Source organism: Clostridium mediterraneense (assembly GCF_900091705.1).
Taxonomy (GTDB): Bacteria; Bacillota; Clostridia; order Clostridiales; family Clostridiaceae; genus Sarcina; species Sarcina mediterraneense.
The window spans coordinates 1,298,020-1,313,983 of record NZ_LT594785.1; the positions used below are offsets into that span (position 1 = coordinate 1,298,020).

Below are 15,964 nucleotides of genomic sequence, written 5' to 3' on the forward strand. Positions count from 1 at the left end.
TGGATTGATAAAAACTTCCACACCATTTTTTTATTAATATATAGGGGGATTTTTATGGATATACTTAATAATATATATAGCGAGTGCCATAGTCTTGGAAGTGCTTTTGGCTTTGGTGCTTTTGAAGGTGGAGTTATTTATGCATCTATATTTAGTATTATTGTTTTTAAGGGAGTAGATGCTATAAAGGAAGTTATTGATAAGAATAAAAAGACTTTAAAAGTAGTAGAAGAACCTATAAGTATAAATGTTAAAGTAATTAAATAAAACTAGGAGAGGATTCATCTTTTTAGATGAATCCTTTTATTTTGATAAATTTTAAAAGAGGGGAGATTCTAGAAAAAAATATAATAATAAAGTATAATGTTTAATAGAAATACGAAATAATATTGAAAATTTAATATATATATTCGGAGGGTAAACAAAATGAAGAAAATAGCAGTAGTTTTTAATGGTGGAACAATTTCTATGAAACTTGATGAAAAAATAAAAGCAGCAGTTCCAACATTAACTGGAGAAGAAATAATGGCTAAGGTTACAGGGATAGAGAGTTATGCAGAAATTGAATCACATAATTTTTCATCATTACCAAGTCCTCATGTGACAGTTGATTTTATGCTAGAATTATCAAAGAAAATAACAGAACTTGTGGAAAGAGAAGATATAGATGGAGTTGTAGTTACTCATGGTACAGATACTTTAGAGGAAACTTCATTTTTAGTAGATTTAACAACAAATACAGATAAACCTATAGTATTTACAGGAGCTATGAGAAGTTCTTCAGAACTTGGATATGATGGACCAGCTAATTTAGCAGCTTCAATATGTACAGCAGCATCAGAGGAGGCTAAAGGGAGAGGCGTACTTATTTGCTTTAATGGTGAATTAAATAGTGCAGCAGAAGTAACAAAAGCAAATGCTATGGCTTTAAATGCATTTAGAACTCCTAATTTTGGACCAATAGGGATAGTAGATAATAATAGAGTAATTTTTTATAGAAATGTGGAAGATAGCGAATACATAGAGGTTAATGAAATAAAAGAAAAAGTAGCAATAATAAAATGTGCAGCAAGTACAGATAGTGAATTTATAGATTTTGCTATAGAAAAAGGATATAAGGGAATAGTTCTTGAAGCTCTTGGTAGAGGGAATATACCTCCAATGATGGTTGAAGGTGTCGAAAGAGCAATAAATAAGGGAATCGCAGTAATATTAACATCAAGATGTTTTGAAGGAAGAGTTTTTGGTTCATATGGTTATACAGGTGGAGGAAAGCAATTAAAAAATATAGGGGTTATATTTGGAGATTCTATGCCAAGTCAAAAAGCAAGAATAAAATTATTGTTATTATTAAATGCGAACAAAAACTTAAAAGAAATAGAAAATAGTTTTGAAAAAGATTTATACACAGATGAAAAGTGAATTAAATGTTAATAATATTCGTTATTATTGACTGAAAAATATTTGGGTTATATAATAATATTCGTGAAGAGAATTAAAGAGTAAAACTTTAAATCTTAAACACGAATATTATTTTTTTGTTTAGATTTAAAGGGGGACTTATTTAGGAGGGTATCAATGGATAAATTTTTAAGTCGTTTTGGAGAAAATGTTAATGTAAAGAGAGAATTTGTAGCTGGAATGACAAGTTTTCTAGCAATGGCATATATCATAGCTGTTAACCCATCTATACTTGGAGAAACTGGAATGAATCAAGGTGCTTTAGTAACAGCTACTTGTTTGTCAGCAGCAGTAGGATGTCTTGTTATGGGGCTATATGCTAACTTGCCTTTTGGACTTGCAGCAGGTATGGGACTTAATGCATTCTTTGCATATTCAGTAGTTATAGCTAAGAATATACCTTGGCAAGTAGCTCTTACAGCAGTATTTATTGAAGGTATAATTTTTATTCTTTTATCATTATTTAAAATTCGTGAAGCTGCAATAAATTCAATACCACTTAATCTTAAATATGCAGTTACTGTTGGAATAGGATTATTTATAGCATTTATAGGTTTTAGTGGAGCAGGTCTTGTAAAAGCTAATAAGTCTACATTTGTAGAACTTGGTAACTTTTTCTCACCTACAGTATTAGTGGCAGTAGTTGGACTAATTGTAATAGCTATATTTGAGAAGAAAAAGATTAAGGGATCTATATTATGGGGAATAGTAATTTCAACATTAATAGCTTGGGGATATGCTTTATTTAATAGAGAAGGAGCAGCAGCTTTAGGTATATATTTACCAAATGGAATATTTAAATTTGAATCAATAGCTCCTATTGCTGGTAAATTAGATTTTTCATTTATTTCAGGTGTTGAAAATATTTTAAACTTTGCAATTATAGTAATTACTTTCTTATTCGTTGATTTCTTTGATACTCTTGGAACTTTAATTGGTGTATCTTCAAGAGCTAAGATGCTTGATAAGGATGGGAATTTACCAGGAGCAGGCAAAGCTTTAATGGCAGATGCTATAGCTACAACAGCGGGGGCTTTACTTGGAACATCAACTGTAACAGCATTTGTAGAAAGTGCAACAGGAGTTGAAGAAGGGGGGAGAACTGGTCTAACTTCAGTGTTTATAGGAATGTTCTTCCTTATAGCTATGTTCTTCTCACCAATATTTGTTGCAATACCATCTTGTGCTACAGCACCAGCTCTTATATATGTAGGATATTTAATGCTTGGAAATGTTTTAAAGATAGATTTTTCAGAAATAACAGAAGGTCTTCCAGCATTCTTAGTTATAGCTTTAATGCCACTTACATATAGCATAGGTGATGGATTAACAGTAGGTGTATTAGTATATGTTGTATTAAATATATTAAATAATATATTTAGTGAGAAAAAGAAAAAGATATCTAAAGCAATGATAGTGCTTGCAATAGTATTTATATTTAAACTTGCAATGCCACTTATTGAGAGTATAGTAGGATTTTAATATATAAAAAAATAAAGAAAGAGATGTTTTAAACTAAGACATCTCTTTTTTTATTAGAATAAATTACTTAATTTTAAATGTTAAATTTTTGTTAACAAATACTTGACCTCTGTAAGAAATGTAAAGTAGAATAGAGTAAGATTGTATAAAGGAGGTTTAGTTATGGTAAAGAGTATGACAGGTTTTGGTAGAGCAGCTAGTGAAGAAGGAAGAGATAAAGTTTTTTCAGTAGAAATAAAAAGTGTTAATCATAGATATTTAGATATAAATACTAGAATGCCAAAAGCAATGATTCCTTTAGAAGAAAAGATTAGAAGAAAAATCAAAGAATACTTAAATAGAGGAAAAGTTGATTTATTTATAAATTATAAAAACTACGGAAAAAGTGATTCAGTAGCTACTCTTAATTTAGATTTTGCAAAGACATATGTTGAAGCTCTTAAAGTTTTAAAAAATGAGTTTTCAGATTTAAAGGATGATTTAAGTCTATCTTTAGTTTCAAGACATCCAGAAGTTATAAGCATTGAAGAAAAAGAAGAAAGCTTAGATGAGATTTGGGAAGAAATCAGTAATTTATTAGATATAAGTTTAAAAGCTATGCTAGAAATGAGAGAATTTGAAGGGGATAAGCTAAAAGAAGATATTATCTTAAAATCAAATGAAATTGAAAATCTAGTTAGTAAGATAGAAGAAAAATCAACACTTATAGTTGAAAATTATAAATCAAAACTTGAAGAGAGATTAACTGATATTTTAGGCAAAATCGAAGTGGATGAAAATAGATTAGCTATGGAAGTAGCAATATTTGCAGATAAAGCTGCTATTGATGAAGAAATAATAAGACTTAAGAGTCATATTAAACATTTAAGAGAAACCTTAGAACTCTCAGAACCAATAGGGAGAAAGCTAGACTTCATAATGCAAGAAATGAATAGAGAAGCAAATACAATTGCTTCAAAATCAACTGATTTGGATATAACTAATAATGTTATAGATATAAAAAATACTTTAGAAAAAATAAGAGAACAAGTTCAAAATATTGAATAAAATTTAGGAGGAATAATATGGGCATAAAATTAATAAACATAGGTTTTGGAAACATTGTATCTGCTAATAGATTAGTAGCTATAGTAAGTCCAGAATCAGCACCTATAAAAAGAATTATCCAAGAAGCAAGAGATAGAGGAATGCTTATAGATGCTACTTATGGTAGAAGAACTAGAGCTGTTATAATAACAGATTCAGATCATGTTATCTTATCAGCAGTTCAACCTGAAACTGTTGCACACAGATTATCAACTAAAGAAGAAGTAGTAGAAGAGGTTGATGAATAATGGAAAAAAATAGAGGTGTCTTAATAGTTATATCAGGGCCATCAGGAGCAGGCAAAGGCACTATTTGCAAAGCCCTTCTTGAAAAACATAAAGAAATTTCTCTTTCAGTATCAGCAACAACAAGAAATCCTAGATGTGGAGAAGTTGATGGTGTAAATTATCATTTCTTAAAGAAAGAAGATTTCTTAGCAAGAGTAGAAGCTGATGATTTCTTAGAATATGCAGAAGTATATGGAAATTATTACGGTACTCCAAAATCAAATGTTGAAAAAATATTAGAGTCTGGAACAGATGTAATATTAGAAATAGATATACAAGGTGCATTAAAAGTTAAAGAAAAATCAAAAGAAGGAGTATTTATATTTATATTACCTCCATCAATGGAAGAATTAAAACAAAGAATTATTAATAGAGGTAGTGAAACTCCTGAAAGCTTAATGACTAGATTTAAGTCAGCATATAAAGAAATTAACTATGTATCAAAATATAATTATGCAGTAGTTAATGACACTGTAGATAAAGCTGTTGAAAAGATAGAAGCTATCTTATTAGCAGAAAAGTGCAGAGTGGATAGATTAAAAGAAACAATATTAGATTCAAAGGAGGATTTAATCCATGAACAACTCTATGATTAGTCCATCAATCGTGGACCTATTAAAGAAAGTAGACAACAGATACTCATTAGTAATAACAAGTTCAAAAAGAGCAAGACAAATAATTGACGGTTCAGAAAAGTTTGCAGAGGTAGAATCAAATAAACCTTTAAGTATAGCTATAAGAGAAATCAATGATGGCTTTGTAACATATGAGAAGGTTGAATGTGAAGAACCTGAATATAGAGGATAAGATACATGAAAAATAAGTGTGTTGTAGTAGGTGTTTCAGGTGGTATTGCAGTTTATAAAGCTTTAGATGTTATTAGTAGATTAAGAAAAGTTGATATTGATGTGAGAGTAATAATGACAAAATCTGCAACAGAATTTGTGACTCCATTATCATTTCAATCTCTAAGTCAAAATATGGTTGTTACAGATATGTTTGAAGAGCCAAAAGCTTGGGAAATACAACATATATCACTTGCTCAAAGAGCAGATCTTATGTTAATAGTACCTGCAACTGCTAATATAATTGGAAAAGTTGCAAATGGTATAGCAGATGATATGTTATCTACAACTATAATGGCTACAAAGGCTAAGGTTGTTTTTGCTCCAGCTATGAATACAAATATGTATGAAAATAGAATAGTTCAAGATAATATTTCAAAGCTAAAAAGTTATGGCTATGAATTTATAGATCCAGCGAGTGGTAGACTGGCATGTGGAGATATAGGAGCAGGAAAACTTCAAGATACTGAAATAATAGTAGAAGAAGTTTTATCAAAACTTTATGAAACTAAGGATTTAGTAGGTAAAAATGTACTTGTTACTGCGGGACCTACAAGAGCAGAAATTGATCCTGTAAGATTTATAACAAATAAATCTACTGGTAAAATGGGATATGAAATTGCAAAAGAAGCAAGAGATAGAGGGGCAAATGTTACTTTAGTCTCTGGAACAGATTCTTTAAAAAGACCATTTGGAGTAAACTTCATTAAAATAAATACAAATGAAGAAATGTACAATGCAGTTTTAGCAAATTTTGATAATGCTGATATAGTTATCAAAGCAGCTGCTGTAGCAGATTATAAACCAAAGGAATATAGTACTACTAAAATTAAAAAACAAGATGGAGATATGTCTATATTACTTGAAAGAGATAGAGATATACTTAAAACTCTTGGAACTCTAAAAAAAGAGCAAATTTTAGTTGGTTTTGCAGCAGAAAGTAATGATTTACTAGAGAATGCTAGTAGAAAATTAGAAAGTAAAAATTTAGATTACATCGTTGCTAATGATATCACAGAGAAAGGGACTGGTTTTGCATCTGATAATAATAAAGTTATTATTATTGGAAAAAATGAAACCTATAATCTTGAAGAAATGAGCAAGCGAGAAGTAGCTAAAAATATTTTTGATATAATAAAAAGACGCTAATTTTGCGTCTTTTTGTTATAATAGTATAAAAGGTGATAAAAGATGGATTTATATGCGGATATAGTTGTAAATAGTGATGCTATTACTATAGATAAACCCTTTAGCTATAAAGTGAGAGAAAATCTCCGAGATATTTTAAAGCTAGGGCATAGAGTTCGTATTCCTTTTGGTAATGGTAATAAAACTATTGAAGGTTTTGTTTTTAATATTTACGAGGAAGAGAAAGATGATAATATAAGATATAAATACATAGTAGATGTTTGTGATCCAGAACCTCTTTTAAATAGAGAGAGTCTTATTTTAGTAGAATTTCTAAGAAGAAAATATTTATGTAAGTATATAGATGCTATAAGAGTAATGATTCCACCTAAAATAATGAGTGGAAATAAAGAAAAGGTAAAACAAGTTATATTCTTTAATAAATTTGTAGAAGGAATGACTGATAAGCAAATTCAAGCTTTAGAAAAAATAAGAGAAAATGATGGTATTTTTAGTAGGGCTGAGCTTACTAAAGAAATTGGATTAAGTACATATACTATAAAAAAACTTATAGATAGTGGAGCGGCTATTGTTAAGGAACAAAAAGTAGATAGAAGTAATTATAGAGAATTTGAAAAATATCCAGCAAAGAAATTAACAGAAGAACAAGAAAATGCTTATTATAAAATTTTAAAATCTAGTAAGGTATGTTTATTAAAGGGTGTAACAGGAAGTGGGAAAACTGAAGTTTATATGAATCTTGTAAGTGCTATGCTTTTTGAAGATAAAACATCATTAATGCTAGTTCCTGAAATATCTTTAACTCCACAAATGATAGAAAGATTTAAAGGTAGATTTGGTAAAGATGTAGCAGTATTTCATAGTAGATTATCTGATGGAGAAAGATATGATGAGTGGTATAGAGTTAGAAATGGTGAGGCAAAGCTTGTTATAGGAGCAAGGTCAGCTTTATTTTTACCATTTAGGGACTTAGGGCTTATAATAGTTGATGAAGAGCATGAAAGCTCTTATAAATCAGAAATGAGTCCAAGATATAATACAATAGAAGTTTGTGAGTTTATAAAAGGACTTAAAGATTGTAAAGTAGTTTTAGGTTCTGCAACTCCAAGTTTAGATAGTTATTATAAAGCTTTAAAAAAAGATTATGATTTAGTTGAGCTAACTACACGAATAGGAGGAAAACATCTTCCTAAGGTAGATATTGTAGATATGAGGGAAGAATTAAGAGATGGTAATAAAGCAATGCTTAGTAGAGCTCTTTATAAAAAGATAAAAGAAAAACTTTCGAAGAAAGAACAGATTATTTTATTTTTAAATAGAAGAGGATATTCAAGTTTTGTTTCATGTAGAAGTTGTGGATTTGTTTATAGTTGTGAAAGCTGTGATATATCTATGACATATCATCATAATGGATTTTTAATATGTCATTATTGTGGTAAAACTAAAAAGATAGATAGAGTTTGTCCTAAATGTAAAAGTAAATATTTAAAGCATTTTGGTACAGGAACAGAAAAAGTTGAAATGGCAGTCAAGCATTATTTCCCAGAAGCTAGAGTTTTAAGAATGGATGTAGATACTACAAGAAAAAAGAATTCTCATGAAGAATTATATAATAGTTTTAAAAATGGAGAGGCAGATATACTTGTAGGTACTCAGATGATAGCTAAAGGGCTTGATTTTGAAAATGTAACTTTAGTTGGAGTGCTTGCAGCTGATCTTGGTATAAATTTTCCTGATTATAGAGCTTCAGAAAGAAGCTTTCAAATTTTAACTCAGGTTAGTGGGAGAGCAGGAAGAGCTGATAAAGAAGGGGAAGTTATAATACAGACATATAGCCCTGAAAATTATTCTTTAAATTATGCTAAAACAGGAGATTATGATAAATTCTTTAAAGAAGAGATAATGATTAGAAAAGCTATGGATTATCCACCATTCTCAAAACTTATGTTAATTAATTTAAGTAGTAAATTTGAAAATGAACTTATTACTTTTTCTAAAAAATTATGTATTGCAATTAAAGAAGAATTAAAAGATGAAACAGATACTATAGTTTATGAAGCAACTCAATCAGTAATATCTAAAATAAAAGATACCTATAGGTGGCAAATACTTATAAAGGGTAATATAAATGATTATAATTCAGATTTAATAAAAAATAGGGTTTATAAGTTAACTAGTGGTGTATATAATAAAATTAGAGTAACTATGGATATTAACCCAAATAATTTAATGTAGGAGGTAGAAGAAATGGCATTAAGAACAATTAGATTAGATAAGGATCCTATCTTAAGAAAAGAAAGTAAAGTGGTTAAAGAAATAACAGGAAGAGTTAAAACTATAATAAAAGATATGATAGAAACTATGTATCATGAAAATGGTGTAGGTCTTGCAGCTCCTCAAGTGGGAATATTAAAGAGAATTTTTGTAGTAGATATACAAGATGGATTTGGACCTAGAGTTTTTATAAACCCAGAAATAACAGAAAAAAAGGGAAAAGAAATGGGAGCAGAAGGATGTTTAAGCCTACCAGGAGTTACAGGTGAAGTTGAAAGAGCTCACAGTATAATAGTTAAAGCTTTAAATGAAGATGGAGAAGAATTTACTCTTGAAGCAGAAGGATTCCTTGCTAGAGCAATTCAACATGAAAATGATCATTTAAATGGAGTTTTATTTACAGATTACTTAAAATAGGAGGATAAATAATGAATATAGTATTTATGGGTACTCCAGATTTTGCAGTACCATCATTAAAAGCATTAATAGATGAATTTGGTGTTAAAGCGGTTTATACTCAACCTGATAGACCAAAAGGAAGAGGGAAAAAACTTGCAATGTCACCAGTTAAGGAAGTAGCTGTAGAAAACAATATAACAGTATTCCAACCAAATAGTTTAAGAAAAGAACCAGAAGCTGTAGAAGCATTAAAATCTTTAGAACCAGACTTTATAATAGTTGTTGCATTTGGACAAATACTTCCAAAAGAAGTTTTAGATATACCAAAGTATGCATGTATTAATTTACATGGATCACTTCTTCCAAAGTATAGAGGTGCAGCTCCAATACAATGGAGTGTTATAAATGGAGAAAAAATAGCAGGTAATACAACTATGCTTATGGATGTAGGACTTGATACAGGAGATATGCTTCTTAAGGATGAAGTTGAAATAACAAGATATATGACATCTGGAGAGTTATATGAAAAATTAAAGAATAGAGGAGCTAATTTATTAGTAGAGACTATTAAGAAAATGCAAAAGGGAGAAATAACTCCTATAAAGCAAAATGATGAAGAATCTTGTTATGCTCCAATGCTTAATAAGGAAATGGCAAAAATTGATTGGAATAAGTCAGCAGAAGTTATACACAATCATATAAGAGGACTTAATCCTTGGCCAGTAGCTACAACACAATATGAAGATAAAACTATGAAGATTTATGAAAGTGATTTTGAAGAGGGTAAATCAGATAAAGAAGTAGGTACTATAGTAGAAGTAAATAAAAAGGGAATAAAAGTAGCTACATCTAATGGAGTACTTATTATAAAGAAATTACAATTTCCAAATGGAAAGCCTCTAATGGTTCAAGATTTCTTAAATGGTAATAATATAGAAGAAGGTAAGAGACTTATATAATAAATTAAAAATTCTATAATAAATATGAGAGGTGTTTTAATATGTTTTTTCCAATTTTTGATCCAACATATATTATATTAATACCTGCAATTTTATTATCTATTTATGCACAATTTAAAGTGAGTTCAACTTTTAATAGATATAAAACAGTAGCAAGTAGATCTGGATATACAGGAGCACAAGTTGCTAGTATGATTTTATCTAAAGCGGGAATTTATGATGTGAAAATAGAGGTAGTGGGAGGTAATCTTAGTGATCACTATGATCCAGTAGCTAAAGTAGTTAGATTATCACAAGATGTTTATTATGGAACTTCACTTTCAGCTTTAGGAGTTGCAGCCCATGAACTTGGACATGTACAACAAGATCATGAAGGTTATGCTGCTTTAAGATTTAGACATTCAATATTTCCAGCAGTAAATTTCTCAAGTAGTATTTCATGGATATTATTTTTTGTAGGAATTATATTTAGTATCCCTGCTCTTGTAAAGATAGGTATATTATTATTTGTAGTAGTAGTAATATTTCAATTAGTTACTTTACCAGTTGAATTTAATGCTTCAAATAGAGCTATAAAAGATTTAAGAAGTATGGGAATACTTTATGAAGATGAAGTTGAAGGAACAAAACAAGTTTTAGGAGCAGCTGCACTTACATATGTAGCAGCAACTCTAATGGCTATTTCTCAATTATTAAGACTAATAGCTATAAGTAACCGAGATGATTAGAATAGAGGTAAAAGATGAATACAAGAAAAATAATTGTTGATATATTAGATGAGGTTTTCTTTAGGGGAGCTTATTCAAATATAGAATTAAATAAGAAATTAAGTAATCCTAAAATAGATTCTAAAGATAAAGGACTTATAACAGAAGTAGTTTATGGAACTATAAAGCATAGAAAAACTATTGATGTTATCTTAGAAAATTTCGTAAAGAGTATTGATAAAATTGATGAAGGTGTTTTAAATATATTAAGAAGTTCAATTTATCAAATGAAATATTTAGACAGAGTTCCTGATTATGCTGTAGTAAATGAGGCTGTTAATCTTTCTAAATCTGTTTCAGTAGGACTTAGCAAATTTGTAAATGGAGTTCTAAGAAATTACTTAAGAAATAAGGATAGAAAATTTGGTGGAAATCTTAGAGGTAGTGAAAAACTTGCTTATGAATATTCATTTGAAAAATGGATGGTAGATTTATTTATAAGACAATATGGAGAAGAAGTAGCAGAAAAAATCCTAAAAGGTCTAAATACTACTCCATCAATGACAGTTAGAGTAAATAGCTTAAAAGCAGATTATGATGAAGTTTTAGAAAAACTAGAAGCAGATGGTTATGATGTAGAAGAAGGATATATTTGCCCAGAGGCTATTATCATTAAAAAGGGAAGTTCAATAGAAAAGAATTTGTTACATGAAGAAGGATTAATTACTGTTCAAGATGAAAGTGCTATGCTTGTAGCTCCACTTTTAAATCCAGCAGAAGGAGAAACAGTAATGGATCTTTGTAGTGCTCCAGGTGGTAAGACAACTCATCTAAGCGAAATACTTATGAATACAGGTAAAGTTTATGCATTTGATATTCATGAGCATAAACTAGCTCTTATTGAAGAAAGTGTTAAGAGACTTGGAATTACTAATGTTGAAACAAATATAATGGATGCAACAAGATTAGAAGGGAAATATGTAGAATTTGCAGATAAAATCCTTTTAGATGTTCCTTGTTCAGGTCTTGGGATAATAAGAAAGAAGCCAGAAATTAAATGGACTAAAAATTCAAGGGAACTTCAAAATATAGTTAAAATTCAAAGAGAAATTTTAGAAAATGCATGGAATTACCTTAAAAAAGGTGGAGAAATTGTTTATTCAACTTGTACTTTAAATAAAAGAGAGAATGAAGAGGTAATAGATTCATTCTTAGAAAAACATAATGATTGTAGTGTAGAAAATTCATTTATAGGTAAAAATGATAATATTATATATAATGGCAATGGAAGTATTACAATATTACCTAATGAACATATGGATGGATTCTTCATGGTAAAACTTAAGAAAAATTAATGGAGGAGAAAATGAAAAATATTTTAGACTTTAATCTTTCTGAACTTCAAGAATGGATGCTTGAAAATGGAGAAAGTAAATTTAGAGCAAAGCAAGTTTTTGACTGGATATATAAAGATGCACAAGATTTTGATTCAATGAAGAATCTACCTGCATCTTTAAAGCAAAAGTTAAAAGAAAATTTTAAGCTAAATTATCCTAAAGTATTAGGAAATTTAGAATCAAATATAGATGGAACAAGAAAATTTTTGCTTGCATTAGAAGATGGTAATATAATAGAATGTGTAATAATGAAACATAAGCATGGAAATACTATTTGTGTTTCTACTCAAGTAGGGTGTAGAATGGGATGTAAATTCTGTGCATCTACTCTTGAAGGAAGAGTTAGAAATTTAACTGCTGGAGAAATTTTATCTGAAGTTATAGTTTCACATAAAATGTTAGGTGAAAGAATTTCTAATATAGTTTTAATGGGAAGTGGTGAACCACTTGATAATTATGATGAAGTTATGAAATTTTTAGAGCTTGTTTCAGCTGATTATGGATTAAACATAGGTAAGAGACATATAACTTTATCTACTTGTGGTTTAGTTCCTAAGATTTATGAAATGGCAGATAAAGAAATGCAAGTAACTCTTGCTATATCATTACATGCTGTATCAGATGAAAAGAGAAAGACTATTATGCCAATAGCTAATAAGTATTCAATAAAAGAAATCTTGGACAGTTGTAATTACTATATAGAAAAAACAAATAGAAGAGTTACTTTTGAGTATGCTTTAGTAAGTGGTGTAAATGATAGTATTGAAGATGCTAAAAGTTTAGGTAAACTTCTTAAAGGAATGTTATGTCATGTCAATTTAATACCTGTAAATGAAATTAAAGAAAATTCATTTAAAAGATCAACTCCTAAAGATATTGAAAACTTTAAAAAGACTTTAGCTGATTTTGGTATTGAAGCAACTGTAAGACAAGAAAAAGGAACAGATATTGATGCTGCCTGTGGACAATTAAGAAGAAGTTATTTACAATTAAAAAATAAATAGGCGTAAAAAGGAGAATGGTTTGTTTATGATAGGATATGTGAGCGATATAGGAAACGTAAGACAAATCAATGAAGATTACGGAGATTATTATACAGGTGAAGATTATAAATTATATATTGTAGCTGATGGAATGGGTGGCCATAATGCAGGTGAAGTAGCAAGCAAAATGGCTGTCGAAGGTATAATGAACTTTATCAAAGAAAATTATGGAGAAATTCCTGATAATGAAATACTAATAGAGGCTATAGCAGAAGTGAATTATAAAATTTACAAACACTCATTAGAAAAAAGTAACTTATCAGGAATGGGAACTACAATAACAGCAGCACTTGTTACAAATGAATGTATAAGAGTTGTTAATGTAGGGGATAGCTTATGTTATGGAATAGAAGATGAAGCTATTGATAAAATAACAAAAGATCATTCACTTGTTCAAGAGCTTTTAGATGCTGGAAGTATTTCAGAAGAAGAAGCGAAAAATCATCCAAGAAAAAATATAATAACAAGAGCTATTGGAACTAATATAAGAGTAGAAGTAGATCAATTTACAGTTCCACTAAATGCCTATGAATATTTTGTTTTATGTACAGATGGACTAAGTAATGAAGTAAGTGCAGAAGAAATATTCAATGAAATAAGATGGTCAGATAATTTACAAGAATCTAGTAGTAGACTTGTTAATATGGCTAAAAATGCTGGAGGTAGAGATAATATAACAGTTCTTGTTTTTGGAGGAGAGAATTAAAATGGAGTATAAAGTATTAGGTGAAAGATATAAGCTCCTTAATAAAGTTGGTGAAGGTGGAATGGCTGTTGTTTATAAAGCAACAGACCTTAAGCTTAATAGATCCGTAGCTGTTAAAATTCTTAAAGACTCGTTTAAAGAAAATGATGAGATAATAGGAAAATTTAAGAGAGAAGCTATGGCGTTAGCTAATCTTTCAAATGCTAATATAGTAAATGTACTAGATGTAGGAACACAAGATAGCATTAACTATATAGTTATGGAGTTTATTGAAGGAAAAACTTTAAAAGAAATAATTGTAGAAAAGGGTAATATGCCAGTAGAAGTTGCTGTTAGAATAGCCCTAAAGGTGAGCACAGCTCTTGAATGTGCTCATAAAAATAACATTATTCATAGAGATATAAAACCACATAATATATTAGTTACTGCTGATGGAACTGTTAAAGTCACAGATTTTGGAATAGCAAAGTCTATGGATTCATCAACTATAGCCCATACTAATACTATAATGGGATCTGCTCATTATTTTTCTCCTGAGCAAGCTAAAGGTGGTTATATAGATTATAGAACGGATATTTATTCTTTAGGAATTGTTATGTATGAAATGTTAGTAGGAAAGGTTCCTTTTGAAGGGGATTCACCAGTTACTGTAGCTTTAAAACATATACAAGAAAAAGTAGTAAGTCCTAAAGAAATAAATCCAAGTATACCTGATAATATAAATAATGTAATTCTAAAATGTTTAGAAAAGGATCCTATAAAAAGATATCAAACAGTTAAGGAGCTAACTGCTGATTTAGATAAAATAAGAGAAAATCCAAATGTAGTGATAGGAAATAATTCAGTAGAAGATGATTATACAAAAATTATTCCTCCTATAAATATGGATGAAACAACTATACTTCAAAAACCTGTAAATGCAGATGAAACAACTATACTTCAAAAGCCTGAAGGCTTTAATGAAGCGATAGATAGTAATAATTTAAATCAAACACTTTATGAGCCTTATGATTATGATGAGGATGAAGATGAAGATGAGTATGAAGAAAGACATGATTCAACTCAAGAAATAACTAGTTCCAAACCTACAAAAAAAGTTGGAAAAAGTATTGCTTATGTTATTGTAGCTATATTAGTAGTAGTTATTGGAGCTTTTGCAGGAGTCTTCCTTGCAAATAGAAATGCAGGAAATGCAAATGCAAAGGTAGCAGTTCCGAATATAGTATCAATGAATATGAATAATGGTATTGAAAAGCTTAAGGAATCAAATCTAGCATATGAAGAACTTATAGAAAATAATTCTGCACCAAAGGGAACTATTTTTAAAACAGAACCAAGTGCTAATGAAGTAGTTCCTAAAGGAACAGTTATTAAAGTTTATATAAGTGGTGGAGAACAAAAAGTTAAAATTCCTAATATTGCAGGAATGTCAGTAGATGTTGCTAAAGAAACTTTAGCAGATATAGGTTTAAATGTTGGAGATGTACAACAGCAATATAGTGATAGTGTACCAAGTGGAGAAATAATAGGTACTAATCCAACTGCAGGTACAGAACTTACTCCAGGAACAAATGTTAATATTATAGTAAGTCAAGGACCAGAAGTTAAGATGGTATCTATTCCAAATGTTACAGGATTATCAGTTTCAGATGCAACAGCTAAATTACAAGCAGCTGGATTAAAAATCAATGCTGTTAAAGGTAATGCTGCACCAAGTGCTGATAAGAATGGAGTGGTTTATGAACAAAATCCAGGAAGTTATACAGTTTCACAAGGTACAACAATAACAATTACTTATTATGGAGATTATGTTGCTCCACCAGTAAATAATGCTGGTAATAATAATAACCAAGGTAATAATAACTCAGGCAATACTGATAACTCTGGAAATAATGGTGGTAATAATTCTGGAAATGTTGGCGGTGACAATAATGCTACTACTCCTGGTGATAGTAATAATCAAGGAGAGCAATCTAAGCCAGATGATAATACTAATACTGATAAACCAGATGTAACAAGTCATGTAGATAAGGCAGTAGCTAAAACTTCAGATAGTCATAAAAATAAAATAGCAGATAAGTCATCTGCTACTTTTGGAATAGTTAATACAAAAAAATAATTAATTTTGTAAATAAAATTTAATAAGATATTTAAGAAATCCAAGAATAT

Annotated in this window: 16 protein-coding genes; all 16 read left to right on the top strand. The window is 29.5% G+C overall.

Features of this window, described 5'->3' with window-relative positions:
* Window positions 1-54 precede the first annotated feature (54 nt).
* Entirely contained in the window at window positions 55-267 is a 213-nt protein-coding gene (locus tag BN8917_RS08290) for a hypothetical protein (protein ID WP_066873211.1), read from the top strand.
* A 159-nt stretch (window positions 268-426) separates the two neighbouring features.
* Complete coding sequence (locus BN8917_RS08295; protein ID WP_066873213.1) at window positions 427-1,422, top strand: asparaginase; 996 nt, start codon at window positions 427-429, stop codon at window positions 1,420-1,422.
* A gap of 156 nt (window positions 1,423-1,578) precedes the next feature.
* Window positions 1,579-2,943 (top strand): NCS2 family permease, encoded by a 1,365-nt coding sequence (locus BN8917_RS08300; RefSeq protein WP_066873222.1) that lies wholly within the window; start codon window positions 1,579-1,581, stop codon window positions 2,941-2,943.
* 162 nt (window positions 2,944-3,105) lie between these two features.
* On the top strand, window positions 3,106-3,990 hold the full coding sequence (locus tag BN8917_RS08305; RefSeq protein ID WP_066873225.1) for a YicC/YloC family endoribonuclease: 885 nt from the start codon (window positions 3,106-3,108) through the stop codon (window positions 3,988-3,990).
* A gap of 17 nt (window positions 3,991-4,007) precedes the next feature.
* Window positions 4,008-4,277 carry an extracellular matrix/biofilm regulator RemA gene (gene remA / locus BN8917_RS08310; protein ID WP_055071020.1) on the top strand — a complete coding sequence of 90 codons (270 nt, stop codon included), beginning with the start codon at window positions 4,008-4,010 and terminating at the stop codon, window positions 4,275-4,277.
* Window positions 4,277-4,912 (top strand): guanylate kinase, encoded by a 636-nt coding sequence (gene gmk / locus BN8917_RS08315; RefSeq protein WP_187117190.1) that lies wholly within the window; start codon window positions 4,277-4,279, stop codon window positions 4,910-4,912. The genes remA and gmk overlap by 1 nt, the downstream gene beginning before the upstream one ends.
* Entirely contained in the window at window positions 4,893-5,123 is a 231-nt protein-coding gene (rpoZ, locus tag BN8917_RS08320; RefSeq protein ID WP_066873230.1) for a DNA-directed RNA polymerase subunit omega, read from the top strand. Before gmk ends, rpoZ begins: the two co-directional genes overlap by 20 nt.
* A gap of 5 nt (window positions 5,124-5,128) precedes the next feature.
* A complete protein-coding gene (gene coaBC, locus BN8917_RS08325) occupies window positions 5,129-6,310 on the top strand; it encodes a bifunctional phosphopantothenoylcysteine decarboxylase/phosphopantothenate--cysteine ligase CoaBC (RefSeq protein WP_066873233.1) in 1,182 nt (393 codons plus the stop codon).
* Window positions 6,311-6,352: 42 nt separating this feature from the next.
* On the top strand, window positions 6,353-8,545 hold the full coding sequence (priA, locus tag BN8917_RS08330; RefSeq protein WP_066873236.1) for a primosomal protein N': 2,193 nt from the start codon (window positions 6,353-6,355) through the stop codon (window positions 8,543-8,545).
* A 12-nt stretch (window positions 8,546-8,557) separates the two neighbouring features.
* Window positions 8,558-9,001, top strand: a complete 444-nt coding sequence (def, locus tag BN8917_RS08335) for a peptide deformylase (protein WP_066873242.1) — start codon at window positions 8,558-8,560, stop codon at window positions 8,999-9,001.
* An 11-nt stretch (window positions 9,002-9,012) separates the two neighbouring features.
* Entirely contained in the window at window positions 9,013-9,942 is a 930-nt protein-coding gene (gene fmt / locus BN8917_RS08340) for a methionyl-tRNA formyltransferase (protein ID WP_066873244.1), read from the top strand.
* Window positions 9,943-9,983: 41 nt separating this feature from the next.
* Complete coding sequence (locus BN8917_RS08345) at window positions 9,984-10,670, top strand: zinc metallopeptidase (RefSeq protein WP_066873251.1); 687 nt, start codon at window positions 9,984-9,986, stop codon at window positions 10,668-10,670.
* A 14-nt stretch (window positions 10,671-10,684) separates the two neighbouring features.
* On the top strand, window positions 10,685-12,004 hold the full coding sequence (rsmB, locus tag BN8917_RS08350) for a 16S rRNA (cytosine(967)-C(5))-methyltransferase RsmB (protein WP_066873254.1): 1,320 nt from the start codon (window positions 10,685-10,687) through the stop codon (window positions 12,002-12,004).
* Window positions 12,005-12,015: 11 nt separating this feature from the next.
* Window positions 12,016-13,050, top strand: coding sequence for a dual-specificity RNA methyltransferase RlmN (gene rlmN, locus BN8917_RS08355; protein WP_066873257.1), 1,035 nt, complete (start codon window positions 12,016-12,018; stop codon window positions 13,048-13,050).
* 25 nt (window positions 13,051-13,075) lie between these two features.
* The gene (locus BN8917_RS08360) at window positions 13,076-13,795 is read left to right on the top strand and encodes a Stp1/IreP family PP2C-type Ser/Thr phosphatase (protein WP_066873260.1); all 720 of its coding nucleotides are present in this window, start codon (window positions 13,076-13,078) and stop codon (window positions 13,793-13,795) included.
* Window position 13,796: 1 nt separating this feature from the next.
* Window positions 13,797-15,914, top strand: a complete 2,118-nt coding sequence (gene pknB, locus BN8917_RS08365; protein WP_066873263.1) for a Stk1 family PASTA domain-containing Ser/Thr kinase — start codon at window positions 13,797-13,799, stop codon at window positions 15,912-15,914.
* Window positions 15,915-15,964: the final 50 nt, after the last annotated feature.

Bases quoted from the DNA above. Each gene is read 5' to 3' on its own strand.
- BN8917_RS08290 (WP_066873211.1), top strand. From the start codon at position 55: ATGGATATACTTAATAATATATATAGCGAGTGCCATAGTCTTGGAAGT.
- BN8917_RS08295 (WP_066873213.1), top strand. From the start codon at position 427: ATGAAGAAAATAGCAGTAGTTTTTAATGGTGGAACAATTTCTATGAAA.
- BN8917_RS08300 (WP_066873222.1), top strand. From the start codon at position 1,579: ATGGATAAATTTTTAAGTCGTTTTGGAGAAAATGTTAATGTAAAGAGA.
- BN8917_RS08305 (WP_066873225.1), top strand. From the start codon at position 3,106: ATGGTAAAGAGTATGACAGGTTTTGGTAGAGCAGCTAGTGAAGAAGGA.
- remA (WP_055071020.1), top strand. From the start codon at position 4,008: ATGGGCATAAAATTAATAAACATAGGTTTTGGAAACATTGTATCTGCT.
- gmk (WP_187117190.1), top strand. From the start codon at position 4,277: ATGGAAAAAAATAGAGGTGTCTTAATAGTTATATCAGGGCCATCAGGA.
- rpoZ (WP_066873230.1), top strand. From the start codon at position 4,893: ATGAACAACTCTATGATTAGTCCATCAATCGTGGACCTATTAAAGAAA.
- coaBC (WP_066873233.1), top strand. From the start codon at position 5,129: ATGAAAAATAAGTGTGTTGTAGTAGGTGTTTCAGGTGGTATTGCAGTT.
- priA (WP_066873236.1), top strand. From the start codon at position 6,353: ATGGATTTATATGCGGATATAGTTGTAAATAGTGATGCTATTACTATA.
- def (WP_066873242.1), top strand. From the start codon at position 8,558: ATGGCATTAAGAACAATTAGATTAGATAAGGATCCTATCTTAAGAAAA.
- fmt (WP_066873244.1), top strand. From the start codon at position 9,013: ATGAATATAGTATTTATGGGTACTCCAGATTTTGCAGTACCATCATTA.
- BN8917_RS08345 (WP_066873251.1), top strand. From the start codon at position 9,984: ATGTTTTTTCCAATTTTTGATCCAACATATATTATATTAATACCTGCA.
- rsmB (WP_066873254.1), top strand. From the start codon at position 10,685: ATGAATACAAGAAAAATAATTGTTGATATATTAGATGAGGTTTTCTTT.
- rlmN (WP_066873257.1), top strand. From the start codon at position 12,016: ATGAAAAATATTTTAGACTTTAATCTTTCTGAACTTCAAGAATGGATG.
- BN8917_RS08360 (WP_066873260.1), top strand. From the start codon at position 13,076: ATGATAGGATATGTGAGCGATATAGGAAACGTAAGACAAATCAATGAA.
- pknB (WP_066873263.1), top strand. From the start codon at position 13,797: ATGGAGTATAAAGTATTAGGTGAAAGATATAAGCTCCTTAATAAAGTT.